Source organism: Dietzia sp. IN118 (assembly GCF_032905965.1).
Lineage (GTDB): Bacteria > Actinomycetota > Actinomycetes > Mycobacteriales > Mycobacteriaceae > Dietzia > Dietzia kunjamensis.
The window spans coordinates 1,220,238-1,246,024 of sequence record NZ_JAUMSR010000001.1 but is presented as its reverse complement, the minus strand read 5'-3'; the positions used below and the strand labels follow the sequence as shown (position 1 = coordinate 1,246,024).

The 25,787-nt window shown below is 69.8% G+C and carries 25 protein-coding genes; 3 read left to right on the top strand and 22 right to left on the bottom strand.

From position 1 onward, the window contains the following. Positions 1 to 110: 110 nt before the first annotated feature. Positions 111 to 728 carry a TetR/AcrR family transcriptional regulator gene (locus Q2K20_RS06080; protein ID WP_269500930.1) on the top strand — a complete coding sequence of 206 codons (618 nt, stop codon included), beginning with the start codon at positions 111 to 113 and terminating at the stop codon, positions 726 to 728. Positions 729 to 788: 60 nt separating this feature from the next. On the opposite strand, the gene Q2K20_RS06075 is transcribed toward Q2K20_RS06080, so the two are convergent. Next, entirely contained in the window at positions 789 to 1,505 is a 717-nt protein-coding gene (locus Q2K20_RS06075) for a LysR family transcriptional regulator substrate-binding protein (protein ID WP_317176753.1), read from the bottom strand. Between the two features lie 68 nt (positions 1,506 to 1,573). Here Q2K20_RS06075 and Q2K20_RS06070 point away from each other — a divergent pair, with 68 nt between their 5' ends. Together Q2K20_RS06070 and Q2K20_RS06065 are read left to right on the top strand one after the other, a co-directional pair. Continuing rightward, entirely contained in the window at positions 1,574 to 2,035 is a 462-nt protein-coding gene (locus Q2K20_RS06070) for a MaoC family dehydratase (RefSeq protein ID WP_269500928.1), read from the top strand. A gap of 92 nt (positions 2,036 to 2,127) precedes the next feature. Further along, positions 2,128 to 2,877, top strand: coding sequence for an SDR family NAD(P)-dependent oxidoreductase (locus Q2K20_RS06065; RefSeq protein WP_269500927.1), 750 nt, complete (start codon positions 2,128 to 2,130; stop codon positions 2,875 to 2,877). Between the two features lie 104 nt (positions 2,878 to 2,981). Here Q2K20_RS06065 and Q2K20_RS06060 read toward each other — a convergent pair whose 3' ends face one another. The 21 genes from Q2K20_RS06060 to Q2K20_RS05960 all read right to left on the bottom strand — a co-directional run bounded on the left by Q2K20_RS06060 (position 2,982) and on the right by Q2K20_RS05960 (position 25,775). After that, positions 2,982 to 4,013 carry an MBL fold metallo-hydrolase gene (locus Q2K20_RS06060; protein ID WP_269500926.1) on the bottom strand — a complete coding sequence of 344 codons (1,032 nt, stop codon included), beginning with the start codon at positions 4,011 to 4,013 and terminating at the stop codon, positions 2,982 to 2,984. After that, complete coding sequence (locus Q2K20_RS06055) at positions 4,010 to 4,336, bottom strand: EthD domain-containing protein (RefSeq protein ID WP_269500925.1); 327 nt, start codon at positions 4,334 to 4,336, stop codon at positions 4,010 to 4,012. Before Q2K20_RS06055 ends, Q2K20_RS06060 begins: the two co-directional genes overlap by 4 nt. A gap of 79 nt (positions 4,337 to 4,415) precedes the next feature. After that, positions 4,416 to 5,030, bottom strand: a complete 615-nt coding sequence (locus Q2K20_RS06050) for a TetR/AcrR family transcriptional regulator (protein WP_269500924.1) — start codon at positions 5,028 to 5,030, stop codon at positions 4,416 to 4,418. Between the two features lie 95 nt (positions 5,031 to 5,125). Further along, entirely contained in the window at positions 5,126 to 6,628 is a 1,503-nt protein-coding gene (locus Q2K20_RS06045) for a class I adenylate-forming enzyme family protein (RefSeq protein WP_317176752.1), read from the bottom strand. Positions 6,629 to 6,713: 85 nt separating this feature from the next. Beyond that, positions 6,714 to 7,802: an NAD(P)-dependent alcohol dehydrogenase gene (locus Q2K20_RS06040; protein WP_269500922.1), complete on the bottom strand. Its 1,089-nt coding sequence runs from the start codon at positions 7,800 to 7,802 to the stop codon at positions 6,714 to 6,716. Continuing rightward, on the bottom strand, positions 7,799 to 8,563 hold the full coding sequence (locus tag Q2K20_RS06035; RefSeq protein ID WP_269500921.1) for an SDR family NAD(P)-dependent oxidoreductase: 765 nt from the start codon (positions 8,561 to 8,563) through the stop codon (positions 7,799 to 7,801). Before Q2K20_RS06035 ends, Q2K20_RS06040 begins: the two co-directional genes overlap by 4 nt. After that, positions 8,563 to 9,327, bottom strand: coding sequence for an SDR family NAD(P)-dependent oxidoreductase (locus Q2K20_RS06030; protein WP_269500920.1), 765 nt, complete (start codon positions 9,325 to 9,327; stop codon positions 8,563 to 8,565). The genes Q2K20_RS06035 and Q2K20_RS06030 overlap by 1 nt, the downstream gene beginning before the upstream one ends. Then, positions 9,324 to 10,547: an acyl-CoA dehydrogenase family protein gene (locus tag Q2K20_RS06025; RefSeq protein WP_269500919.1), complete on the bottom strand. Its 1,224-nt coding sequence runs from the start codon at positions 10,545 to 10,547 to the stop codon at positions 9,324 to 9,326. Before Q2K20_RS06025 ends, Q2K20_RS06030 begins: the two co-directional genes overlap by 4 nt. 28 nt (positions 10,548 to 10,575) lie before the next feature. Further along, complete coding sequence (locus tag Q2K20_RS06020; protein ID WP_269500918.1) at positions 10,576 to 11,556, bottom strand: phosphotransferase family protein; 981 nt, start codon at positions 11,554 to 11,556, stop codon at positions 10,576 to 10,578. Beyond that, the gene (locus Q2K20_RS06015) at positions 11,553 to 12,791 is read right to left on the bottom strand and encodes an acyl-CoA dehydrogenase family protein (RefSeq protein WP_269500917.1); all 1,239 of its coding nucleotides are present in this window, start codon (positions 12,789 to 12,791) and stop codon (positions 11,553 to 11,555) included. The genes Q2K20_RS06020 and Q2K20_RS06015 overlap by 4 nt, the downstream gene beginning before the upstream one ends. Then, positions 12,788 to 13,945 (bottom strand): thiolase family protein, encoded by a 1,158-nt coding sequence (locus Q2K20_RS06010; RefSeq protein WP_269500916.1) that lies wholly within the window; start codon positions 13,943 to 13,945, stop codon positions 12,788 to 12,790. The genes Q2K20_RS06015 and Q2K20_RS06010 overlap by 4 nt, the downstream gene beginning before the upstream one ends. Further along, positions 13,945 to 14,322, bottom strand: coding sequence for a Zn-ribbon domain-containing OB-fold protein (locus Q2K20_RS06005; RefSeq protein WP_269500915.1), 378 nt, complete (start codon positions 14,320 to 14,322; stop codon positions 13,945 to 13,947). The genes Q2K20_RS06010 and Q2K20_RS06005 overlap by 1 nt, the downstream gene beginning before the upstream one ends. A 52-nt stretch (positions 14,323 to 14,374) precedes the next feature. After that, positions 14,375 to 15,163, bottom strand: a complete 789-nt coding sequence (locus tag Q2K20_RS06000; protein ID WP_269500914.1) for an enoyl-CoA hydratase/isomerase family protein — start codon at positions 15,161 to 15,163, stop codon at positions 14,375 to 14,377. Between the two features lie 121 nt (positions 15,164 to 15,284). Then, positions 15,285 to 16,394 (bottom strand): ABC transporter ATP-binding protein, encoded by a 1,110-nt coding sequence (locus Q2K20_RS05995; RefSeq protein WP_269500912.1) that lies wholly within the window; start codon positions 16,392 to 16,394, stop codon positions 15,285 to 15,287. An 82-nt stretch (positions 16,395 to 16,476) separates the two neighbouring features. Then, on the bottom strand, positions 16,477 to 18,108 hold the full coding sequence (locus Q2K20_RS05990; protein ID WP_269500911.1) for an ABC transporter permease: 1,632 nt from the start codon (positions 18,106 to 18,108) through the stop codon (positions 16,477 to 16,479). Positions 18,109 to 18,250: 142 nt separating this feature from the next. Beyond that, on the bottom strand, positions 18,251 to 19,303 hold the full coding sequence (locus Q2K20_RS05985; RefSeq protein WP_269500910.1) for an ABC transporter substrate-binding protein: 1,053 nt from the start codon (positions 19,301 to 19,303) through the stop codon (positions 18,251 to 18,253). A gap of 130 nt (positions 19,304 to 19,433) precedes the next feature. Next, a complete protein-coding gene (locus tag Q2K20_RS05980) occupies positions 19,434 to 20,489 on the bottom strand; it encodes an ABC transporter substrate-binding protein (protein WP_269500909.1) in 1,056 nt (351 codons plus the stop codon). A gap of 115 nt (positions 20,490 to 20,604) precedes the next feature. Beyond that, positions 20,605 to 21,399: an SDR family NAD(P)-dependent oxidoreductase gene (locus Q2K20_RS05975; RefSeq protein WP_269500908.1), complete on the bottom strand. Its 795-nt coding sequence runs from the start codon at positions 21,397 to 21,399 to the stop codon at positions 20,605 to 20,607. Between the two features lie 61 nt (positions 21,400 to 21,460). Continuing rightward, positions 21,461 to 22,429 (bottom strand): zinc-binding dehydrogenase, encoded by a 969-nt coding sequence (locus Q2K20_RS05970; RefSeq protein WP_269500907.1) that lies wholly within the window; start codon positions 22,427 to 22,429, stop codon positions 21,461 to 21,463. A gap of 37 nt (positions 22,430 to 22,466) precedes the next feature. Then, complete coding sequence (locus Q2K20_RS05965; protein WP_269500906.1) at positions 22,467 to 24,413, bottom strand: FAD-dependent oxidoreductase; 1,947 nt, start codon at positions 24,411 to 24,413, stop codon at positions 22,467 to 22,469. 45 nt (positions 24,414 to 24,458) lie between these two features. Continuing rightward, positions 24,459 to 25,775 (bottom strand): FAD-dependent oxidoreductase, encoded by a 1,317-nt coding sequence (locus tag Q2K20_RS05960; protein WP_269500905.1) that lies wholly within the window; start codon positions 25,773 to 25,775, stop codon positions 24,459 to 24,461. Between the last annotated feature and the right edge of the window lie 12 nt (positions 25,776 to 25,787).

Genomic DNA, 25,787 nt, shown 5'->3' with positions numbered 1-25,787 from the left:
CTCTCGTTCACGATTGTTGTGCGGTTCACCGACCGATCGATCGCTCGGTGTGCCATAGTGTTACCCACACCACAACCGGTGTCAAGCGAAGGGTGGCTAGTGTTGTGACGATGAGTGAGACCGCGACGTTGGCGCAGTGGCGCGAGTTCGGCACCGACGAACTCTCCCCTCCGCTCCGCGCGGCCCTGGTGGTCTTCGCAAGGCACGGGTATCACGGCGCCTCGATCCGGTCGATCGCCGAGGCCGCCGGACTGTCCGTCCCGGGCCTCTACCATCACTACCGATCGAAGCAGGCCATCCTCGCAGCGGTCGTCGACCAGGCCATGGCGGAGATGCTCACGCACACGCAGGCCGCGGCCGACGACGCCGGCGACCGCACCGTCACCAGGTTCGAGAACATCGTGGAGTGCCTCGCCCGCTTCCACATGGCGCGGCGCGACCACGCGTTCGTGGCGTCCACCGAGATGCGCAGCATGGACCCGGACGTGCGCGCACGCCACATCGCGCAGCGCGATGCACAGCAGAAGATGCTCGAGGACGCCATCCGCGCCGGTGTCGACTCCGGGGAGTTCTCCTGCGCCCACCCCGAGGACGCGGCCCGCGCCATCGCCTCACTGTGTGTGTCGATCGCGTCCTGGTACCGGCCCGACGGGCCGCTGTCGGCCGACGACGTCGTCGCCCGACACCTCGAGTTCGCCCGCGGGATGGTCGGCGCCGCACGCGGCTGAGTCGACGGCGCCGCACGCGGCTGAGATCGACCGCGCCGCACGCGGCTGAGACCCGCCCGGTCAGCGTCTGCGCTGCCCCCGACCCACCGGCTTCGGCGCACGTTCGGCGCGGGCCTTCGCCTTGGCGGCGGCCTTCTCCTTCGCGGTCCGCTTCTCGCGCGGGGGCTCGCCCGCTCCGCGCGAGGTGCCCGCCCTGCGACCCCGCACGATCCCCACGAACTCGTCGATCAACTCATCGGTCTCCCTCGCGGGCGACCAGGCGATGCCCATCCGGGTCGCGGGGACCCCGTCGACGGGCCGCGCCACCACGTCCCGCCGACTCAGCGCCCTCGCGTACGGTGCCGGCAGGACGAGCAGCCCCACGCCGGCGGCGACGAGATCCACCGCGGCGGACACCTCGTCGGGCGACGCCGTGACGGGGTCGACCGGCTCGAGCCACCGCTCCCCCTCGAGATCGGCGATCCCCAGCGAGTCGAAGGCGGCGAGTTCGTGGTCCTTCTCGGCGAGAACGGCCATCGTCTCGGTGTACAGCGGGACCCGGAGCAGGCCGGCCGGCGCCGAGCGCGGTGCATCGTCGGGCTCGCGGAGGAAGATCACGTCGAAGCCGTCGTCGCCGGCGGAGTCCGCGAGCTCCGCGCGCGGGTCACCGGCGCGCCGGGCCGAGATCGGCACGCGCGGATTCCGCTCGCGCCACCGCGCGAGCCACTTGTCCGGCTGGACACCGGGGACGTAACCGATCGTCAACCGACCGCTCGCGGGACCGCACTCGTCGTTCACCCCGTAACGGTAGCGTGTCACACGCTGAACTCAGTTCAGTCACGCAGCCCGACGACAGGAGAGCCCCCATGCCCGTGACCTTCCGAACCGTGGCGGAGTTCAAGGACTCCGCCGGCACCGACCTCGGCGCCGGCGACTGGTTCACCGTCACCCAGGGCCGAATCGACGACTTCGCGGACACCACCGAGGACCACCAGTGGATCCACGTCGACGCCGAGCGCGCAGCGGCCTCGGAGATCGGTTCGACCGTCGCCCACGGTTACCTCACGCTGTCCCTCATCCCCCGGCTCAGCTCCGAGCTGTTCACCTTCGACTCCTCGGGCCGCGCGATCAACTACGGGTTGGACAAGGTGCGGTTCCCCGCCTTCGTCCGACCCGGCGACCGCATCCGCGCCCGGGGGCGCGTGGAGTGGACGCGCGAGACCTCGGGCGGCGGAGTACTGGGGTGCGCCCGGTACACGATCGACATCGAGGGCAGCGACACTCCGGCGTGCGTCGCAGACGCCCTGATGGTGGCATTCCCCGCCTGACTGCCGACCCACACGCCTATACTGAACCTAGTTCGGTTTGCCACTTGCGCGGCGAACACTCCTGCTCCCCCATCCCACCGAGAGGGCAACACATGGAACGCTTCACCGATCGGATCGTCCTGATCACCGGTGCCACCGGAGGAATCGGTTCGGAGATCTGCCGCCGCCTCGCCGACGAGGGTGCCGTGATCGTCGCCGCCGACCTCGCCGGCTCCCCCGTGGACGACCTGGTCGCCTCACTCCCCTCCGGCCCGCACCTCGCACTAGCGCTCGACGTCTCGTCGGAGAAGGACTGGGAGGACGCCGTCGACCGCACGCTCGAGGCGCACGGCCGGATCGACGTCCTGGTCAACAATGCCGCGATCGGCAGCATCAAGTCCGTCAAAGAGGAGACGCCCGAGCACTGGCAGCGGGTGATCGACGTCGACCAGACCGGCGTGTGGCTCGGCATGAAGCACGCCGGAGGCGCGATCGAGCGCACCGGGGGCGGGGCGATCGTCAACGTCTGCTCGATCCTCGGCAGCGTCGGCGGCTTCGGCAACAGTTTCGCCTACCACGCGGCCAAGGGCGCGGTCCGGACCATGACGAAGAACGCCGCGATCCACTGGGCGACCAGGGGCGTCCGGGTGAACTCGCTGCATCCGGGCTTCATCGAGACCCCGCAGCTCCTCGAGCGCTACGAGGGCTCCGAGCGTCACCGTGGGATGGTGGCCAACACCCCCATGGGCCGCCTCGGGACGCCCGCCGAGATCGCCGGCAGTGTCGCGTTCCTCGCCAGCGACGACGCCGGGTTCATGACCGGCACGGAGGTCTACGCGGACGGCGGCTGGACCGCCCGCTGACCCGGGCGACCGACGGCGGCCGACGGCGAACGGGTCAGCGGCCCGCGGGATCGTCCCGCGGGCTGCTGACCCGGTCGACAGTCAGGCGACGAGGCCGGGCGTCGTCAGGCCGCGATGAAGTGCTGCACCCCGTCGCCGTCCACGTGGTCCACCACGGCCGCACCCCGGGCGACCAGGACGTCGAGGTGGGCCATCGTCTCGCAGACCGCGATCATCTGGTTGAAGTCGTCCAGCTCGGCGAACGTCCGCTCCCGGCGGGTCCAGGGCAACGAGCCCGCCACCTCGTGTCCGGTGGCCCCGGGGGACCCGAGCAGGACCCGCCGGGTCGCGTCGAGCCGCACATCGTGGTGATCGAGGAGTTCACGGACCCGTCCGTGGACACTCCCCCCGACGGCACCGTGCGCCGGCAGCATCACCGCATCGGGACGGCGCAGCATCCCCTCCAGCGAGACCAGGTAGTCGCCGAGGGGGTTGTCCCAGCCCCCCAGCTCGAACCCGATCGACGGCGAGATCCTGGGCAACACGTGGTCGCCGGTGAAGGTCACACCGAGGGCGGGATCGTCGAAGACCAGATGCCCCTTGGTGTGGCCGGAGGTCACCGTGGCCCGCATGTCCCGGCCCGCCACCGACACCGGACCCTGATCGGTCCATTCGTCCGGCAGCTCCCAATCGGACTCGAACCACTCTTCGGTGAGCGCCTGCGTCCGCGCGGCCTCGGCGACGCCGGGCGCCCCGGCGCGGCGGAGTTGCTCGAGCGAGTCAGCCGGCACCGTGTTCGCGAGGTTCCGGAGTGCGGTGAGCCCCGGTTCCTCCATCCGACCCAGGTGCACCCGCGCACCGACCCGCCGACGCAGTTCGGGGCCCATCGTGTAGTGGTCACGGTGGATGTGCGTGACGTGGACGTCGGCGATGTCCTCGAGGGCCAGGCCGATCGACGCCAGACCGTCCCGGAGGATCTCGAGGTTGCCGGGGACGTTCCAGCCGGCGTCGATGAGAGACACCCCGTCGACCCCGCGGACCACGTAGACATTGATCGCCCGCAGACCGTCCTGCGGCATCGGCAGGGGGATACGGTGCACCGAGTCGGCCACCTGATAGGTCCCGATCTCGGCCCAGTCCACCCCCTGGGTGGTCACGACTGCGAGACCATGACCTGCTCGTCGCCCATCACCATGATGGCGCGGCCCCCCATGGAGCCGACGTGCTCGGCGGCCTTGGCCCACTCCGGGCTCTCGAGCATCGCGTCGTAGGCCTCCTTCGAGTCGAAGCTGAGGACCGACACCCCGTCCCACCCGAGGGAGTGCTTGTTCCCACCGGTCTCCTTGACAGCGGTGTGGGACCAGCGACGCAGGCCGGGCAACGGGTAGGTGACGTCGGCGTGCTCGCCCCGCCACCACTCGATGAACTGCTCGTGGGTCCACTCGCTCGGCTTGGACGCCATGACGATCAGGTTGTACATGTCTTCCTCCACACTTGAATTCACTTCAACTTCTGTGGCCAAGGTAGCACCCGCACCCACCCGCCGGGACGGAACGTCGTCAGTGCACCAGCCTCACGCAGGCGTCGGTGACCGACTCCGCGACCTCGGACAGACTGCGACCACCGGCGGGCCGGTACCAGTTCCACACCGAGTTGATGAGGCCCAGCACGAACCGGCCGAGCTCCTTCTCGTCCCGCCGCGGGAACTCCCCCGAGTCCATCCCGCGCCCGAGCAGGTCGGACCAGGCCTTCTCGACCACGCGAACCATCTCGCGCGCGCGGACCCGCTCCTCCTCCTCGCGCGCCGATGACCGCGGCGTCGCGAGCATGTCGATGTGGTGCAGGAGGATGCGCGCCTGGAGCGCCTCGCTCTCGGTGATGTCGTAGGCGCTCGCGATCACTGCGCGGAGCTCGGACTCGACGTCGGAGGCGCCGTCGATCGCGGCCTCGAACCTCTCGTGATACCGGGTGAGCTCGGCGGTCATGATGGTCAACAGGCAGTGCGCCTTGGACTCGAAATAGTGGTAGAGGGCGGTCTGACCGATCCCCACCTCTTTCGCCACGGTCGCCCACTTGGTGTGTTCGTAACCGACACTTCCGAAGTTCGCCACGGCGGCGTCCAGGATGACCTTCCGCTTGGATCGCGGTCCCTCGGTCTTGGTGCTGGCCGTCATCGCGTAGTACCCCCGTGCTCGGTGATTATCGATCAAGATTAAGCGAAAGTGAGTTCAACTCACACTTTCTTTCGTGAAGACGCTCGCTGCAACCGCTAGGTCGTGGTGTCGCCGGCGAGCGTCGCAGCGAGCTCCGCGGCGCCGGACCGGTCGAGCTTGCCGACCCGGGACTGAGGCAGCGCGTCGACGGCGATGACGAACTCAGGCCACTTGAACTTGGGGAAGTCCGCGGCCTCCAGTTCGCGACGGACGTCCTCCAGGCTCGGAGCCTCCCCGTCCACGACCACCAGTGCGGCCGCCCGCTCCCCCAGTACGGGATCCGGGACGGGGACCACGCACACCTGGTGGATGCCCGGGATGCCGGCCACTGCGGCCTCGACCTCGTTGATGTCGATGTTCCGCCCGCCGCGGATGATGAGGTCCTTCTCACGGCCCCGGATGCTCACGCAGCCGTCGTCGAACAGCACGGCGCGGTCCCCGGTGGCCAGGAACCCGTCCTCGGTCACGTCCGGTGCCACGGGCTCGCCACCGCGCGCGTAACCGAGGAACACCGACGGCCCTTTGACCTGCAGCGAACCGACCTGGCCCACCCCGAGCTCCCGTCCGTTCTCGTCCACGACCCGGGACACGGTCCCGGGGAAGGGACGGCCGTCGCGGCCGAGCCGGACCTCGACCCCGTCCTCCGGAGAGGGCGTCGTGTGTCCCAGCGCCTCGGACATCCCGAACACCCGCAGGAACGTGGTGCCCAGCTTGAGCTCCGCGGAGCGCAACGAGTTCTGGTTCATGGGTCCGCCACCGACCGTCATGGCCTTCATCGCGGACAGGGCGCCGGCGGCGTCGTCGACGAGAGTGAGCTGGAGCGCCATGGTGGGAACGAGCATCGTCCACGCGACCTTGTTGTCACGCAGGACGGCGACGGCATTCTCCGGATTCCACTTCGCGTCGGCGACCATCGGACCGCCGAGCATGGTGGGCAGGTACATCCCGAAGCAGATCGCCGCTGCGGACGACAGCGGCACCAGCGCGCCGATCGCATCACCCGGCTGCAACCCCACCGCGTCGATGGTCGCCTCGCCCGCATACCGCAGGGCGTCCTCGGTCTGGATAACGCACTTCGGACGCCCGGTCGAGCCGGAGGTCATCGCCGCCACCGACCCGCCCTCCCAGCGGTCGACGCCACGCGACCGCCCGTCCGACGGGCCGTGTACCTCCCACCCGGACAGGGCCGCGCCGGCCGGGACGAAGCCGTGCCCGGGCAGGTTCCACACCTGACAGAGCGGGCCGTCGGCAATGACGACATCGGGTCGGAGGTCCTCCATCGCGACGTCGAACTCGGACCGCGTGGCGTGCCCGCTCATCACCGCGAGCAGACCACCGGTCAGTCCGACGGCGAGAGCGGCCGCCACGGTGCGCCAGGAGTTGTCCGCGCGGACGAGCACGGTGGCGGGGCCGTCGGTGGCCGACTCGAGAACGGTCGCGAGCTCCCGCGCGGCATCCAGGACCTCGGCGGTCGTGTGCGCGCCGTCTCCGTCGACGACCGCGATGGCGTCGGGGGTTCGGGCGGCACGTTCTGTGACGTCCCGGGCCAGCTGCTTCATGGTCGCGTTCTCCTCGATGGTGTGTGAAGGATGTGGGTGGGGTGTGACGGGGCCGCCGAGGGTCCGGCGTCGGTGGTGACGCGTGTCAGGGGACGACGACGAGGCGTCCGTCCGCCCGGCCGTCCCGCAGGTCCTGATAGGCCTCGAGGACCTCGTCCAGACGACGCTGCTCCACGACCGCCGCCAGGTCACCGGCCACCGCCAGATCGAGTACGTCCTGCAGGTGGTGATGCGGGCCCCAGAACGGAGCCTCCACGCGCCAGCCGCGCGGCAGCGCGCCGCCCTTGGTCACGGTCAGGCTCCCGCCGGCCGAGCCCACCACGACGAGGCAGGCGCCTCCGGCCATGAGGCCCGGTGCACCGCCCATGGTGTCCGGGGCGCCGACGAAGTCCAGCACGAGATCGGCTCCGGAACCGCCGGACAGCTCGGCGACGAGTGCGTCCACCTCCGCGACCGACGCCACGGCATGGTGGGCGCCCAGTCGCAGGGCGAGCTCGCGGGCGGACTCCCGCGGGTCCACGGCGAGGATCACCGACGGCTCGCGCAGGGCCAGCACCTGAAGTGCGAGATGTCCGAGGCCGCCGATGCCGATCACCACCACGATGGCGCCGCGGAGGTCGACGGGCTGGGACACGACCGCGTGGTAGGCGGTGAGTCCGGCATCGGTCATCGGCGCCACTTCGGGGCCGGCCGCCGGATCCAGCTCGACGAGATGCCGGGTGGACGGCACGAGGATGAAGTCCGCGAGTCCGCCGTCGAATCCCGTTCCGCAGCCGATCGGACCGCTGAGCTCGACGCAGTAGTTGTCCCGTCCGGCCGCGCACGCCCGGCACTGCCCGCACGACCAGACACCGTGCACCCCACACGAGCGCCCGATCCATTCACGGTCCCGGTCGTCGCCCACGGCCACGACGGTGCCCATCACCTCGTGGCCGAGGGTGAACGGCAGCGTGTAGGGCAGTACCCCGGCGGCCGCGTCCATGATGTGCAGGTCGGAATGGCAGAGACCGGCAGCGTCGACGCGCAGGAGAACCTGGCCCGGCCCCGGCCGGGGCACCGGGACGCGGTCCAGCGACGGCGTGACACCCCATTCGTGGAGCCTGAGTGCCCGCATCTCGCGGGGTAGCGCGGCGGTCTCCGTGGCGGTCTCCGTGGCTGTCTCCCTGGCGGTCATCGCGCGGTCCATCCCCCGTCCACGGTCAGCACGTGCCCGGTGACGTAGCTCGACGCGTCGGAGGCCAGGAACAGCACCGCGCCGTCGACCTCGCCCTCGCGTCCACCGCGACCGAGCATCGAGTTCCGGCGCACCCAGCCGGCTGACTTGTCGTTCGTGAAGAGTCCGTCGGTCATCTCGGTATCGAACCATCCGGGCACGACCGCGTTGACCCGGATCCCCTGACGCCCCCACTGTCCGGCGAGTTCGCGGGTCGTGCCGATCACCGCGGACTTGCTGGCCGCGTACCCGGCTCCACCGATCGGCGCGGTCGAGACCAGCCCGATCACCGAGGAGACGTTGATGATGGACATCTCGCGGTCCTCCGGACGTGCCTTGACCGCCGCCACCGACAGGTGGAAGCCGGAGGTGAGGTTGACCCGGAGGATGTCGTCGAACTCCTCGGCGCTCTCGGTCAGCGCGTCCGGCGGTCCGGGACGTCCGGCGTTGTTCACTAGGATGTCGACCCCACCGTTGATCTCGGCCGCGACACCGACGAGCCGCTCCCGGTCGGCCGGGACCGTGATGTCGCACTCCACCGGGACCACACCGGGGAGGTCCGCGGCGAGCGCCTCGAGGCGGTCTGCGCGGCGGGCCGCGGCCACCACGGTGGCCCCGGCGGCGGCCAGTGTGCGGGCGAACCCGTCACCCAGACCGGAGGACGCACCGGTGACGACGGCGACCCGTCCGGAGAGGTCGAACAGTTCTGCTGGGGTGGCCATCAGTACACCGCCGTCCGTCCACCGTCCACGGGGATCAGCGCGCCCGTGGTGTAGCCGGCCTGGTCGGAGGCGAGGTGCACGACCATCCCGGCGAGCTCACGCGGATCACCGAGACGCCCGGCCGGCAGGCGCCCCGTGACGAGCCCGAGGAACTCGGAGTCCCAGTCCGCCGCCATGTCGGAGGCGAACGCCCCGGGCATGATGCAGTTGACCCGGACGCTCGGGGCGTACTCCTGGGCGAAGGCGCGGGTGAGCGCGTTGAGCCCGTTCTTCGCCGCCGCGTAGGTGGCCTCCTGCGGGCTGGGCCGCTCGGCACCGATGCTGGAGATGTTGATGATCGAACCGCCGCCGGCCCTGACCATCCGGTCGCCTGCCACCGCCATGAGACGGAACGGGCCCTGGAGATTGACCTCGATCGTCTTGGCGAACAGTCCCTGGGTGACGTCGAGCGAGGTCGGCGCGAGTGGCGCGATCCCGGCGTTGTTGACCACGATGTCGAGCGAGCCGTGTTCGGCGACGATCGTGTCGACGGCGGGCTCGATGGCGTCCCAGTCCCCCACGTGCAGCGCCAGAGGGTGCGCGGGGGTCCCGGTGGCCTCGGAGATCTCCCGGGCCACGGCCTCGCACTGCTCGGCCTTGCGGCTGGAGACGATCACCGTGGCGCCGGCCTCGGACAGGGCCAGCGCCGTGGCCTTGCCCAGCCCTCGCGTGGCGCCCGTGACCAGGGCGACCTTGCCGTCGAGAAGTCCGGTAGGGGAACTCATCGCGTGACCTCCGTGGTGGCGGTGTACTTCTTCAGCTCGAGGCGAGCCATCGTGCGCAGGTGGACCTCCGACGGCCCGTCCGCGATCTGCAGCGCGCGGGTCAGCGCGAAGAAGCGCCCGAGGACGTTGTCGTCGCTCACGCCCGCCGCACCGTAGGTCTGCACCGCGCGGTCGACGACCCGGTGCGCGGTCTCCATCGCACTGATCTTGATCGCGGCCACTTCGGACCGCGCGGCGGCATTGCCCTGGGTGTCCATGAGCCACGCGGCCTTGAAGGTGACGAGCCGGATCTGGTCGATCTCGATCCGGCTGCGGGCAATCCACTCCCTGATGACGCCACGCTTGGCCAGGGGCTCGCCGAAGGCGACGCGGTCGGTGGCGCGCTGGCACATCATCTCCAGGGCCCGCTCGGCGATGCCGATCGCGCGCATGGCGTAGTGCATCCGGCCGGGTCCGAGGCGGCCCTGGGCGATCGCGAAGCCGCCGCCCTCCTCGCCGAGCATGTTGGTGGCCGGGACGCGGACGTTCTCGAACAGGACCTCGCCGTGACCGAGACGGTCGTGGTACCCGAGCATCGGCAGGTCGCGCACGACCGTGACGCCCTCGGTGTCCATCGGGACGAGGATCATCGACTGCTGCCGATAGGTCGCCGCCTCCGTGTCCGACTTGCCCATCACGATCATGAGCTTGCAGTCCGGGTCCAGTACACCGGAGGCGTACCACTTGCGGCCGTTAATGACGTACTCGTCGCCGTCGCGGATGATACTGGTGGAGATGTTGGTGGCGTCCGAGCTCGCGACGGCCGGCTCGGTCATGGCGAACGCCGACCGGATCTCGCACGCCAACAGCGGCTCGAGCCACTGCTTCTTCTGCTCGGGGGTGCCGTACAGCGCGAGGATCTCCATGTTCCCGGTGTCCGGGGCGGAGCAGTTGATCGCCTCGTTGCCGATGAGCGAGCGACCGACGATCTCCGCCAGGGGTGCGTACTCGAGGTTCGTCAGGCCCGCACCGAGGTCGCCGTGGGCCATGAAGAGGTTCCACAGGCCCTGCTCGCGGGCGGTGCGCTGGAGGTCCCGCATCACCTGCGGCTGCTCGTGCGGGTTGTCGTTCTCGGCGATCTGGCGGTCGTACACCGCCTCTGCCGGGTACACGTGCTCATCCATGAACACCTGAAGCTTCTCGGCGAGCTCCGCCGTCCGCGGGGAATACGCGAAATCCATGATCTGTCTCGTTTCTCGGGTGTGCGCGTCAGGCCAGCCGGTCGATGCCGGTGGCAATGAGTCGGCTGATCGTCTCGGGGAGCAGTTCCTGCGCGGGGTCGTGGTGCCTGCCCTCGCGGTGGCGCCGCAGGTTGTGGCCCATGATCGCGGCCATCTTGAACCGGCCGAGCGCGTCGAACCAGGTGAAGTCGGACAGCGGCCCGGCGGCCGCACTGTAGGTGTCGATCAGCTCCTCGGCGGTCGGCAGGCCGGCGACCTCGCGGCCCACGCCCGGGAAGTTGGTCCCGTCGGCGAAGACGAGGAACCAGCCCAACTCCACCCTCGGGTCACCCGGGCTCCAGATCTCCCAGTCGATGAGCGCGGCGGGTTCCGTGCCGGCGGACAGGATGTTGCCCAGCCGGTAGTCACCGTGCACCAGGACCGGGTCGACGGGACCCGGGACGCGGGCGGAGAGCAGCTTTTCGAATCGCCCCGCATCCGGCACCAGCTCGGCGGGGACCGCCGCCATCGTGCGGGCCCACCTCGCGAGCTCGTCGGCGGGCGAGAGGACGTCGCCGTCGACGGGCAGGGACGAGAGCGGGACCGCGTGCAGGACGGGCAGGATCTCCGCCGCACGGCGCATGCGCGCGGCGGCCAGCTCCGGCTCCACCGCGGGGTCGTCGAGCACGGGCTCCAGCGACTCGCCCCGGACCAGGTCCATCGCGAACCACGCCGGCGACTCATCGTCGGTCGCCCGGATGCCGGGGACGGGGACGTCGGTGTCCGCGAGCGCGGACATGATCCGGGCCTGACGGAGCATGTCGTGGCGTCCGATCGCCTTCTGCCCCGGCGGGACCGACTTGACGACGAACTCCTCGTCGGCACCCGCGATGCGGTAGGTCAGGCCGGAGTGCCCGCCGAGCATGGGCTCGAGGGTGCCGAACGGGCCGGCGACGCCGCGGGCCTCGAGCCCGGCGACGACCCGGTCCCGCAGTTCGGTCTCGTGAGTGGTCTCGGACGTGGTGGTCATGGCCTCGGCTCCCGGGGTAGGCCGAGCACGCGCTCGGCGAGGATGTTCCTCTGGATCTCGTCGGTTCCGCCGGCGATCCGGTAACCGGGGGCGCCCAGGACGTGTTCGGTCCAGGCCCAGGTCCCCCACCGGTCGCCGCGAAGGGTCAGGTCGGGGCCCAGCAGCGCGCGGACGGTCTCCGAGGTCCGGGCCATGGTGTCGGTGGCGAGGAGTTTGCCGACGGAGGCCTCCGGTCCGGGCTCCCGGCCGGCGCCGACGGCGGCGGCGACGCGCATACCCACGAGCCGCTGGACGAAGCTTCGGCAGACCAGATCGGCCACCGTGTCCCGGTCGAGTGCGTCGAGTTCGCGGCCGAGGTTCCTGGCCAGTTCGACGGCCTGGTCGGCGTTGTCCAGCCCGAGGTTGCCCGAGTCGAGCCGCTCGGCGGCCAGCACGGTGAGCGCGACCTTCCACCCGGCCCCGACCGGGCCGAGGCGGTAGCGGTCGTCCAGTTCGACGTCGTCGATGAGGACCTCGTTGAACGACGTGCCACCGGTCATCTGCTGGATCGGGCGCACGGTGATACCGGGGGCGTCCATCGGGACGATGAACACCGTCAGACCCTGGTGCTTGGGGACGTCCGCGTCGGTCCGACAGACGGCCACGCCGTAGTCGGCCACGCGGGCCCCGGAGGTCCAGACCTTGGACCCGTTGAGCACCCAGCGGCCGTCCTTCTGCACCGCGCGGGTACGCACGGCGGCCAGGTCGGACCCGGCCTCGGTCTCGGAGAACAGCTGGCAGGCGATGAGATCGGTGCGCAGCATCGCGCGGACGTATTCCGCCCGTTGCTCCTCGGTCCCCCACTGGGCGATGGTCGGGGCGATGAGTTGCTGGGTGACGGGGAACATCTCGGTGCGCTGCGGCAGGTCGTAGTCGGCCTCGAGGCGCCGGAAGGCCAGGTCGAAGGCGATCGGCAGGCCGCGACCGCCGTACTCGGCGCCCCACGTGATGGCGCCGAAGCCGGCGTCGGACTTGGCCTGCTCGTACTCGCGACGGCGGTCGGTCTCCGCGCGTTCCTGCTCCGCGGTCCAGTTCTCGAACACCACCACCGCGTCGGAGCCCTCACCCCACGGGCGGGCCTGCCGGGGGCTGGCCACGGTGTCCAGCCACTGCCGCGCGGCGTCGACAAACCCGGGCAGTCCTGCCGGCTGGGCATCGGTCCGGCCCGTGGTCTCACTCGTGGTCTGTGCGGTCATCGCCGGCCCCCTTCCAGGACGGTGCACGCGCTGATCCCGGGGGCGCCGTACACGTGGGTGAATCCGAGCCTCGGTTCGCCCCGGACCTGACGCTCACCTGCCTCGCCGCGCAGCTGCGTGACGATCTCGTGCACCTGCCGCAGTCCGGACGCGCCGATCGGCTCCCCGTTGGCCAGGCACCCGCCGTCGGTGTTCACCGGCAGGCGCCCGCCGATCTCGGTCTCGCCGTTCGCGAGCATGTGTTCCTGCTCGCCGTCCTCACAGAACCCGCATTCGGCCAGGTGCATGATCTCCGCACCGGACTCGGTGTCCTGGAGCTGGGCGACGTCGATGTCGGACGGGGCCACACCCGCGGCCTCGAACGCGCGGCGGGCCACCTCGGTGCTCACGCTGCTGGGCTCGCCCTCACCCAGGACCGCGGGGCTGAACACCTCGAAGGACCCGAACGGCCGCGTGCCGGTGGAGACCGCCCGTACGGCCACGGCGCGCCCGCCCATGCGGGCGGCGACGGATTCGGAGGCCAGGAGGATCGCGGCGCCACCCTCGCCGGGGTTGCAGAACATGAACTGGGTGAGGGGATCGTTGACCATCGGTGAGGCCGCGATCTCCTCCAGCGTCTTGAGGTCGCGGCGCCAGGCGTTGGGGTTGATGCTGCCGTTGCGATAGGCCTTCTCCGCCACGCGCGCCAGCGTGGTCTCGGAGATGCCGTGGCGGGCCATGTACCGGGAGATCTTCATGGCGAAGAACTGCGTGGTGACCATGAGCCCGTGGGTGCCGTACCCCTCGGTCAGGCCCCAGTCCTCGGCCCGCGGGTCGAACGCCCCACGGGGGTGCTTGTCGAAGCCCACGGCGAGGGCGACCTCCGCCGCGCCGGATCTGATCGCGTTGATGGCCGACACCAGGGCGCTGCCACCGGTGGCGCAGCCGTTCTTGACGTTGGTGAACGGGATGCCGGTGAGCCCGAGGTCCGCCACGAGGGTGTCGGCGAGGCCCGAACCGTCGCTGCCTCCGAACGCGATCTGTACGTCCGACCACTCCAGGCCGGCGTCGGCCAGGGCGGTACGGATCGCGGTCACGGCCATCTGCCGGCCGGTGATCCCGTCCTGACGGCCGAACTTCGACAGTCCGGCACCGACGATGGACACGTCCGACATCAGTTCTCCTCGGTGGTGGTGGCGGCCGACGCGAAGCGCGGCACCGGGTGGGCCTCGACCAGTTCGACCTCGCGGCCGATGAGCTCGGCGGGTGAGGTTCCGTCGAGAAGTGCCTCGACCTTGACGCCCTCGGGCAGTTCGACATACCCGACGGCGAAGGGGACGAACCCCTCGGCCGGCGGGACGTAGGGAGGCGACTTCGGGGGGAAACGCTGGATCGTGGCCGTCCACACCGTTCCCACGGTGGAGAGGTCGATCGCGGAGATGTCGGAGCTGCCGCAGCGCTGACAGGTCACGGAGGCGGGAAACGCCACGGTCGCGCAGTCGTCACATCGACTCCCCCGCAACCGCGGGGTGGTGTTCTCGTTCTGGTTCATCGTGTGCACTCCTGTTGGTCCGTTGACGTTCCCCGCTCCGTGATCTGTCAGATCAGCGGCCGACCCACTTGGGCTCGCGCTTCTCGAGGAAGGCCTGGATGCCCTCCTTGCCGTCCTCCGACTGCAGCGAGTTGCCCACGGCGAAGTGCTCCATGATCATGAGCGACTTGATGTCGGCGTCCAGGCCCTGGTTCACGGCCATCTTGGTCAGCTTCATCATGAACGGGCTCTTGTCCGTCAGCTGCCCGATGAACTCCTCGACGCACTCGTCGAGCTTGTCGGCGGGGGCCGAGTCGTTGATGAGGTCGAAGTCCTTGGCCTCCTGGCCCGAGAGCAGCTTGCCCGTGAGCATGAGCTCCTTGGTCTTGCGCAGCCCGATCATCCGCGGGAGGCGGTAGATGGGGCCGGCGCCACCGAAGAGGGCACGACGGATGTGGAAGTCGCCGATCTTGGCGTCGTCTGACGCGATGGCGAAGTCGCACGAGATCATGAGCTCGAAGCCACCGGCGGTGACGTAGCCCTCGAGGACGGCCACGGACGGCGTGTTCATCGAGTAGAGGCGGTCGCACACCTGGGCCGAGAGGACGCCGACGTCCATGGCATTGGTGGTGCCGACGAAGTCGCCCAGCAGCTCGTCGAGGTCGAAGCCCGAGCAGAACTGGTTCTGCACGCCTCGGAGCACGAGCACCTTGAGCTCGGGATCCGCGTCGACCTCCTTGATGATCTCATCCAGGCGGTGGAGCAGCTCCACCGTGACGGCGTTCTTCTTGTGGGGGCGGTTGAGCCACACCCGGGCGACGTCGCCGTCCTTCTCCAACAGCACGTGATCGGTCTGCACCATGATCGTTCCTTCCGTGGTTCCTGAACTGGATTCAGTTCATGTCTACAGTGTCGTGTCGGTCTCGTCAACCTTTTGGTTGAACTTGGTTCAAATTGGCCTCGGCAGGGACCGTTCCTGCAGGTCAGACCAGCGCAGCGGACTGCTCGAGGGGATAGATCTTCAGGCTCTCGGAGCGGAAACTGATGACGACGGGCTCCCCCGACTGCGCGCGGCGGAGCCAGTCCCCGTGTACCGCGGACGAGGCCCGGAGGCGGTACTGCTCCGGCCCGGCACCCACCTGGACGTCGTAGTGCCGGCCGCCGAACTCGGCGGACAGCAGCGTTGCGTCCAGGACGATCTCGCGGGACGAGACGTCCTCGTCCACGCGGTGGAGGGTGATGTCGTCGGGCCACAGCCGTGCCGAGATCGCCTGGCTGCCACCCGTGTCGCACCGCAGTGGCAACTCCGTACCGGCCGCGGTCGTCCACTCCAACCCCGAGCGGTGGAGTTCCAGCCGATTGGACATACCGATGAAGTCGGCGACGTACTCACTGACCGGGTGGTCGAAGACGTCCTGCGGGGTGGCCAGCTGCTCGATCTTGCCGTGCTTCATGATCGCCAGTCGGTCCCCCAGGGCGAACGCCTCGGAGTGATCATGGGTGACGAACACGGCGCCGAACCCGAGTTCGGTGTGGAGCCGGTGGATCTCCGTCCGCACCTGGTCCCGGAGCAACGCGTCGAGGTTGCTCAGCGGTTCGTCGAACAGGACGAGATCGGGCCGGGCCGCCATCCCCCGTGCGACGGCGATCCGCTGCTGCTGACCACCACTGAGTTGGGCGGGATAGCGGTCCAGCAGGTGGCCGCAGTCGACCATGTCGGCCACCTGCTCGACGCGTCCGGCGTCGAGGGCCTCCTTGAGCTTGCGGGCCTTGAGCGGATAGGCGATGTTCTTGCGCACCGTCATGTTGGGCCACAGCGCGTAGGACTGGAACACCATCCCGACGCTCCGCTTGTTGGGCGGGACGTCGACCCGGCCGGACGCGTCGAACATCGGCTTGCCGTTGAAGCTGATCGACCCCTTCTCCGGCGTCTCCAGGCCTGCCAGACACCGCAGCGTCGTGGTCTTCCCACACCCACTGGGACCGAGCAGGACGAGGAACTCCCCCGCGTCGATCTCCAGGTCGAGTTCGTCCACGACGACGTTGGTTCCGTATTGCTTGGTGAGACCGGAGATCTCGATTGTGGCGGTCATGAGAATTCCTCACATTCGTGCCGGCGCTCTCGCGCGGCGGGGACACCGGGGAACAGGGCGGGCGCGTGCCCGGGGGGCGGATTCACAGCTTCTCCAGGACGTTTCGGCCGCCGACCAGCATCGCCACCGCGACGCCGGCACCGGTGACCGCCGACATGAGGATGGCCATGGCCGCGACGAGCGTGTACGAGCCGTTGCTCCAGTGGTCGTAGAGCAACGTGCCCATGACCTGCGTGGTCGCCGAGCGGACCATGAGCGACGCCGCGAACTCGTGGGTCAGCAGGATGAACATCAGTGCGATCGAGCTGAGGATCGTCGGCCGGAGCATCGGCAGGGTGATGCGGGCCATCGTGGCCAGGGGTCCCGCTCCGGAGACCGCCGAGGCTTCCTCGTACTTGTCGCCCATCGAGATGAGCGCGGTCAGCTGCATCCGCACCGCGAACGGGATCATCAGCACCACGTAGACCAGGACGATGACGGCCCTGGTCCCGTAGAGCACGAGCGGGGGCTCGGTGTAGGTGAGAAGGAACCCGACACCGAAGATGATGGCGGGGATGCCCATCGGCAAGGCGGTGATGAGATCGGCGATCGTCCGCAGGAAGGGCAGATCCTGCCGCTTGACCATCAGATTCGCCACTCCGAAGCCGATAGGGACACAGATCAGCACCGCGATGATCGAGGTGACCACACTGGTCACCACCGAGTCCACGATGCCCGGGGTGGTGACCAGGGCTTCATAGTTCGCGAGGGTGAACAGGTCCCACGACAGGTCACCGGACCAGAACGGGGTCAGCGAGACGATGATGACCCCGACCAACGGCAGGACGAGCGCGACCAGTCCGTACAGAGCGACGATCACGGTGGCCCAGTGTGACGACCCGCCCACCGGGGAGAATGACTTGCCCCCGTGGGTGACGAAGCGGGCCTGGTTCCCCAGGAGAGCCTTCTGGCCGAAGACCACGAGGATCCCCATGACCACGAGCGGCGACCCCGCGGCCGCGGCGGCCGCGAAGTTGATGGGCGACTCCGAGGCCCTCAGGTACATCTCGGTGGCCAACACCTTGACGCCCTCGTTCTGACCCAGCAGGAGAGGTGCGGTGAACTGGCCCAGCCCCAGGAGGAGAGCCACCCCGGCGCCGTAGACGAGGGACGGGCGCAACAGCGGCAGGACGATCTTGAAGAACGTGCCGATGGTCGTCGAACCGGCGATCTGCGCGGCCTCGAGGTGCTCACCGCTGATGTTCTGCATCCCGGCGCTGACGAAGAGGTACACGAACGACGTGAGGCTGAAGCCGGTGATGATGATGATCCACGTGGGGCTGTAGACGTTCACCGGGCCGGACTGCAGGTCGCTCCACCACGGCAACATCCGGAGCAGAACGTTCACGTACCCCGGCCCCGGGGAGAGCAGGAAGGCGAATCCGACGACGTTCGCGACCGACGGGATGACGATCGGAAGGATGGGCACCAGCTTGAGAAACCCCATGCGCCGGGGCAACCGGGTGGTGGCGAACGCGAGGACGGTGCCGCACACCATCGCGATCACCAGTGAGAAGAATGCGAGTGCCGCGGTCGTCTGCAGGGTCTCGAGGATGTCCGCCCGGCCGTACTGCGAGCGGTAGCCCGCCGCACCGTTCTCGAACGCCAGCGTCTGCAGCTTGATGAGCGGCCAGACCACCAGGTATCCGAGCACGAGGATCAGTGGCACGTACATCAAGCGGTGACGCCATATCGTCCGTGAACCTGGACTTGTCATTACTGTTCGACCTCTACTTCGTGTAGTTCACCGGGACGGGGACCGGCCGTGGACGGCCGGCCCGCGGCGCGTGTCCACTGCACCGCGGGCCGGAGACGGGTCACTGGAGGAACTGCTGCTCCCACTGGGCCTGGAACTGCTGGACGGACTCGGGGTCGAGGGTGTCGGGATCGCCCAGCTCCACGTCCTGCGCGGTGACGTCGGACCCCTCCACCCCGGTGCCCGGGATGCCGGGCAGAACCGCGAGGTAGTCGGCCGAGATGGCCTCCTGACCCTTGGGCGAGACGAGGAAGTCCGCCAGCAGCTGCGCGGCGTTGGGGTTGGGTGCCGAGGCCAGCACGTGCGAGTACCACGGCACACCCCACGGGGTCTCGGGAAGGGCGAAGTCGACCGGGGCCCCCTTGGCCTGCTCGGTGAGGATGTTGCTGGCCGCCATCGGCGCCGCCCACACCTCGCCCGAGGCCAGCGCCTGGGTGATTCCCACCGCGCTCGGGTAGATGCGCGGCTCCATCTCCACCAGCCGGTCGAGGAAGCCGTCGCCGTAGTCCTCGTCGATGCTGCGGTACATGTCCACGTAGGTGGGGATGCCGTTGGGGTTCTGGATGCCGACCTTGCCCCTCAGTCGCGGCTCGAGCACGTCGTCGGGGGACTGCAGCCCCTCGGGCACGTTCGTCGTGTTCCAGCCGAGCCCGAACACGGTCGCGCTGGTGAGGAAGAACTTGTCCTCGAGAACGCTCTCGTCGGCGTTGTACTCGGGGTTCTCCAGGCCTGGCGCGACCAACTCGGCCGAGTAGTCCGTGTCGAAGCTGCGCTCGATCCACCCCGCGTCCGTGGTCATGTGGACGTCCGCGACACCGGAGCCGGTCGAGTTCTCGACCTCGATCTTCGGCAGGATGTCCGCGTCGGTCCCGCGCACGTAGGTGAGCGTGATGCCGGGGTATTCTGCCTCGAACGCCTGCTTGAGCGCCTCGAGGTTGTCCGGTGAGTGCGTGGAGTAGATGGTCACGCTCCCCTCCTCCGTCGCGGCCGAGACGATCTCGTCCCACGACCCCGCGAGCTCGGAATCCGACCCGTTGTCCGAGCCGCAGCCCGTGAGGATCAGCGCGAGCGCCGCCCCGCCGGCGACGGCGGCCTTGATCTTGGAGAAGCCCATGGCTTCCCTCCTTCCGCAGCTCCCAGCGGAGCCGAATTGAACTAGATTCAAATGGAGACTACGACGTGATCGGCGTCACTGCAATAGCTGACGTGAGTTAACTTTGATCGACCCACTTACGGGTGCATCGTCACCCGAGGAACATCTGCTCCCACCGGGCCACGTACTCGCTGACGGCAGAGGCCTCGAGCGTGTCGGGATCGGCCAGTTCGAGGTCTTGGGCGACGACGTCCGAGCCCTCGACTCCCGTGCCTGGAATGCCCGGCAGGGCGGCGATGTAGTTCTCCGACAGCGCCTCCTGCCCCTCGGCCGTGACCATGAAGTCGGCGAGGAGCTGGGCGGCGTTGGGGTTGGGCGCCGCCGACAGCACGTGGGAGTAGAACGGGATGCCGATGGGGTTCTCCGGCAGCGCGAAGTCGACCGGCGCCCCCTTGTCGCGCTCCACCAGGACATCCATGGAAGCGCCCGGCGCAGCCCAGACCTCCCCCGACGCCAACGCCTGGGTGACCCCCGGACCACTGGTGTAGATGCGGGGATCGAGAGCGGCGAGCCGCTCGACGAAGGCCTCACCGTAGTCGATGTCCATCCGCCGGTAGATGTGGACGACGGCGGGGTACCCCGCGGGCGTGACGACCCCGACCTTGCCCTCGAGTCGCGGGTCGAGCAGGTCCTCCGGCGACGCGAGACCCCCGGGGACGTTCTGCGTGTTCCAGGCCAGCCCTATGGAGGTCGCACTGGTGACGAAGAACGTGTCGTCGAGCACCCCGTCCTCGGCCCGGTAGTCCGGGTTCTCGACCGCGGGGGCGACCACCTCCACCGAATACTCTCCGGCGTCGAGGCTGCGCTGAATCCAACCGGCGTCGGTGGTCATATGGACGTCGGCGACCCCGTTGCCCGTCCGGTTCTCCACCTCGACCTTGGGGATGAGGTCGGAGTCCGTCCCACGGACATACGTCAGTTCGATCCCCGGGTACTTCGCCTCGAAAGCGGCCTTGAGCGCCTCGAGGTTCGCGGGGGCGTGGTTCGAGTAGATCGTCACGCTCCCCTCTTCAGTTGCAGCGGTGACGATCTCGTCCCACGATCCGGCGAGTTCCGACCCGGACCCGCCGGCGGAGCCACACCCGGTCACGACGAGCGCGGTGGCGGCGAGCCCCGCCACCGCCGCGGTAAGTTTTCCGAACCTCATACAGTCCCCTTACGAATGGTCGAGAGCTCACTGAGTTGAACTCACTTCAGCCACTGTATGAGTCGGATCACATTCTGTCCGGGTTTCGGTGAACTCGCTCGCCGCTCGCCGCCCGTCACACCGTGAAGCGGCCCCCGTTGCTCAGGAGCACCGCGCCGACGACGTTCGACGCCTGATCGGAGGCCAGGTAGCAGATGCTCTCGGAGAGCTGTTCCGCGGTGGCGTAGCCGAAGGCGCTGCCGTCGTTCATCCGCTTGCGGACCGACTCCGGCGTGCGCGCGGCCATGGCCGTGTCCACCGGGCCCGGAGCCACGGTGTTCACCCGGATACCGAAGTGGACGACCTCCTTGGCGACGGACTGGCTCAGCGCGTGGACGGCGGCCTTGGAGGACGCGTAGTGCGGGTATCCGACGAGGGTGTCGAACGCCGCGGACGACCCGACCGTGACGATCGCCCCCTCACCGTTCGGCCGCATGGCACGGACCGACTCGCGGAGGATGTGGAAGGTGCCGTCGAGGTTGACCGCGTGGATCCGCCGCCATGTGGAGTCCTCGAGCCGGGACAGCACGTCGACCGGCTCGCCCTTCTCCGCCGCCTCGTAGATGTGCCCTTTGGCCACCGGATCGTCGATCCCGGCGGCGTGGACCACCACGTCGAGCCGCCCGTCCTCGCTCACGACCGCCTCGAACAGCGCGCGGACCGCGTCGGGGTCGGCCACGTCCACGCCGTGGGCGACCCCGCCGATCTCGTCGGCGACCGTCCGCGCCGCCTCCTCCGCGAGGTCGACCACGTGAACGCGCCGGGCCCCCTCGCCCGCCAGCTGCCTGGCCACGGCCGCCCCGATACCCGAGGCCGCCCCGGTGACCAGGGCGACCCTGCCCTCGAACCGGCCGTTCTGTGCTGTCGTCATGATGTCCGTCCTCTTCTGGTTGGTCTGTTGTGGTGGCGTGCGTCGCAACGCAGTGTGCGGGTCACATGGTCACCACGAGGCGGCCGGTGACCCTCCCCTCGCGAAGCCTGTCGATACCGTCGGCCACCCGCTCGAAATCCAGGTGCTCGACCACCGGGGCGATCTGCCCGGCCCGGAGGTAGCGGTAGACGGACTCGATGTCGCATTTGGTGCCCCCCGAGGATCCTCGGATGACGGCCTTCTGGTGGATGACGTCCGCGGTGACGAGTTTTGAGGTGTGTGCCCCCATGCCGATCATCACGACCGTCCCGCCCACGCGGATCGCCCGGACCGCGGCCTGCGCGGTCGTCGCGAAGCCGGCGAAGTCGATCACGGAGTCCAGGCCCGACCCGGCCAACTCGGCGGCATCGGCGACCACGGTGGTGGCGCCCAGTTCCTCGCCCAGCCGGCGCGCGTCGGCGCTGGGGTCGGCCGCGTGCACCTCGGCGCCCAGGAGCACCGCGATGCGCGCCCCGATCTGGCCGAGCCCGCCGAGGCCGATGATCCCGACCCGGTCGCCAGCCTTCACCCCCGCCACCTCGGCGACGGCGTGATGCGAGGTCATCCCCGCATCCGTGCCCAGCGCACCCAACTCGTAGGACAGCCCCTCGGGTAGCGGGACCAGGTCGGTCGCGGGGGCCACGTGGAACGCGGCGTACCCACCGTCCCTGCCGTACCCGGGTACGGTCGCCCCGAGCGGGTGGACGCCGACCCGGTCCCCCACCGAGACCCCGGCGACCCCGGAGCCGAGCCCCACGACCTCCCCGGCGATCTCGTGCCCCAGGGTGATGGGGCACCGGTGGATGTTCTCCGCCCACGAGGGCTCATCGAGTTCCCCGACGTCGGAGTGGCACATCCCGGCCGCCCGCACCCGCAGGAGCACCTCGCCCTCCCCCGGTTCCGGCACCGGGATGGTCGCGAGGGTCAGCGGATTGCCCGTGCCCGTCCACTGCCATGCCCGCATCTGCGCAGGCGTAGAGCTGTCGTTCATATGAGTCCTCACTCGTGTTCCCCCGGCGGAGCCGCGGTCAGATCTCGGCACCGACCCGGTACCCCTCGGCGATCGCGTGACTGATCCGGCGTGGCGCCAGGCAGTCGCCGATCACGCTGACATCGTCGCGCCGGCCGAGCGCCCGGGCGAGCCCGTCCACCGCGGCCCGGGGTCGGTGCCACACCACGAGATCCGCGTCGAGTGCCGTCGCCTCGCCGCCGAACACGGGCACGAGACGGCCCACCTCGTCGTCGTCGTCGGATCCGGGCAACTCCAGCCCCGTGGCCACGTGGAACCGCGCGCCCGCGGAACCCAACCGGCCGAGCAGTGGTCCCACGCTCTCGGCGGGGACCCGCGAGGCCAGCGCGGTGAGCGGGGTGACGACCCGGGTGTCCCACCCGCGCCCGACGAGCGCCTCGGCGGCGCTGTAGGCCGGCCAGAAGCCGTCGGCCTCGTCGTAGACCACCGCGCGGCCGGCCGCGTCGGGCACCCGACCGGTGAGCACGTCGTCGACGGTCACGACGGCGGGCCCGTGCCCGACCCCGTCGAGGGGGTCGGGGCGGGAGCCGGTGGCGACGACGACGTGGTCGGCGGCGTCCACGAGTTCCGCCAGATCGTCCTGCCCGATCTCCGCGCCGAGGTTGACGTCCACCTTGAGTCGGCGCATCTCCCCGGAGAGGTAGTCGATCACGTCGATGATGGTGGCCCGGTGCGGTGACCGGGCGGCCACCCGGACCGCTCCCCCCAGCTCGGACGCGGCCTCGAACAGGGTCACTCGGTGACCCCGCCCGGCGGCCACCCGCGCGGCCTCCAGTCCCGCGGGCCCGCCGCCGATGACATAGACGTCCTTCGGCGGGTCCGCGCGGACGCCGACGCCGGGGTGACGGCCGCGGCCGATCTCCGCGTTGACCGCGCAGTGCAGATGCGGGTCGAAGGCGCGGCAGTCCTGGTTGATCCCCAGGCAGCCGCGGATCTCCTCCAGCCGCCCCTGCGCGGACTTGTTCGGCAGCTCCGGGTCGGCCAACAGTGCCCGGGCCATGCCCACCAGGTCGGCCTTGCCGCTCTTGACGATGTGGTCGGCGGTGGCGACGTCCCGGATGCGCTGACCCACGAGTACCGGCAGCCCCGTCTCCGCCCGGACACGGGCGGCCGAGTCCACCGCGACCGCGTCCGGATGGGTCGCGTCCTTGACGTACTTGCCGCGGGTGCCGTGGGTGATGCTGAAGTAGTCGATCGCCCCCGACGCGGTGAGGTGCCGTGCGATCCGCAGGCAGTCCTCGATCCCCATCCCGCCGGGGATCTCCTCCTCGCCGCTGAGCCGTACGCCCAGGACCATGCCCTCGGGCATGGCCTCACGCATGGCGGCGACGACCTCGTCGAGGAATCGCATGCGGCCCGCGAAGTCGCCGCCGTACCCGTCGGTCCGCCTGTTGGTGAGCGTGGACATGAACTGGGCGGGGAGGTAGCCGTGGGCGGCGTGGATCTCGGCGCCGTCGTACCCGGCCCGGGCGAGGTTGGCGGCGGAGACCGCCCACCCGTCGACGATGTCGCGGATCTCCTCACCCGACAGTTCGTGGGGCGGGTAGGCGTCGCGGACGGTCTTGAGCGGTGACGGTGCGGTGGGGGGCGAGTCCGATTCTCCCCCGATGAACTCGCGCCCGAGGTGGACAAGCTGACCGATGATCTTGGCGCCGTGCCGGTGGACGGCCGCCGCCTTCTCCGTCAGGGCCGGGACGACCTCGTCGACGTAGGCCTCGACGAGCTTGCGCGAGCGCAGCGTGGTGGTGGGGTGGACCACGGTCGCCCCGCCCACGATGAGCCCCACGCCGCCCGCCGCGAGGCGCTCGAAGTGCTCCTGGTCCCCGTGGGTGGGCACACCGTCGGTCGCCATGGACGTCCCCGCGGGCAGCGCCACCAGTCGGTTGCGCAGGGTGAGCGATCCGATCGAGAACGGGGAGAACGCTGAGGGGAACGGGGTGTCCACGGTGGGGCCTTTCCTGGAGGTGGGAGTGCGTCGGGCGGCGCCGGGTCAGTCGCTCGTGGCGGCGTCGCCGGCGCGCAGGCCGAACACCAGAGCGGGGGCCAGGCCACCCGCGTACGCGCGGCGGTACACCCCGCCGGTGTCCGAGCCCGCGGCGAGGAGACCGGGGATCGCCGTGCCGTCGGCGCGGAGGACCGAGGTGTCGGCCCCGATCCTGATCCCCACGAACGGGAACGTCACGGCCGGGGTGGTCTCGATGATGTAGTACGGGCCCCGGTCGAGCGGGGAGAAGTCGTACTCGCGCGGCGGCACGACCTTCTGGCCGGCCTCGTTGACCCGGCGGATCGCCTCCGCGATCGTCGCGCCGTCGTAGCCCCACTCCTCGGGCAGGTACTCGAAATCCTCGAGTGTCTCCGCGAGACCGCACCGCCCACCGCGCTTGGCGGCCTCGGTGTACTTGTCCACGGCCACGGCACCCTCGACATAGGAGCCGCAGATCCAGTCGCGGTACACCCGCTCGTCGGCCACCAGCAGGCCGCGGGCCTCGGGCTGTTCCATCAGGGCCATCGCGGTGAGGTGGTCGCCCTGTGTCTCGTCGATGAAGCGCTCGCCCTCGAGGTTGAACAGCAGGGCGTGCTCGGAGTAGTAGAGCGAGATCCCCACGAAGTCGCCGGAGTCCCGGAATTCCAGCCCCGACGGGATGAGGTGGCCGTAGAACCCCGCGTCCTCGAACCCGACAGCCGCGTCGACCGACTCCGCCAACGCCAGTCCCCCGCCGTCACTGTTCGGGTTGGAGCGGAGCGGGAACCGCGAGGCCAGCGGGTGGAGGTGCTTCTCCACGAGCTCCGCGTTGGCCTGGAACCCCCCGGTGGCCAGCAGGACCCTGCGCGCGCGCAGTTCTCGCTCCTCGCCGTCGTCGAACCGGACCGTCGCCCCGACCACGGCGCCGGCCTCGGTGAGGAGGCCCTGCACGAGCGCACCGGTGTGGATCGTGTTGCCGGCGTCCTTGATCTCCCGGGCGCACGCGTCGAGATACTGGTTGGTGTCGAAGGCGTGTCCGATGCCGTACCGCAGGACCGGGACCCCGTCGGCGCACTCGACCCCGCGACCGCGGATCCAGTCGAGTCCGGAGGCGAAGTCGTCGACGACCGCGTTACGCAGTTCCTCATCCCCGTGGGGGTTGATCTCCGCCATGATCTGACGCGTGGGCGCGGTCCAGGCATATCCTGCGAACCGCGCGGATCCACCGATCTCCCGGCCCTTCTCCACCACGGTGACGGTGGCGCCGCGCGAGGCGGCGCGCGCCGCGGCGGTGAGGCCGGCCATGCCGGCCCCGATGACGAGAAGATCGACGGCGTTCTCCATGGGGTCTCCCGG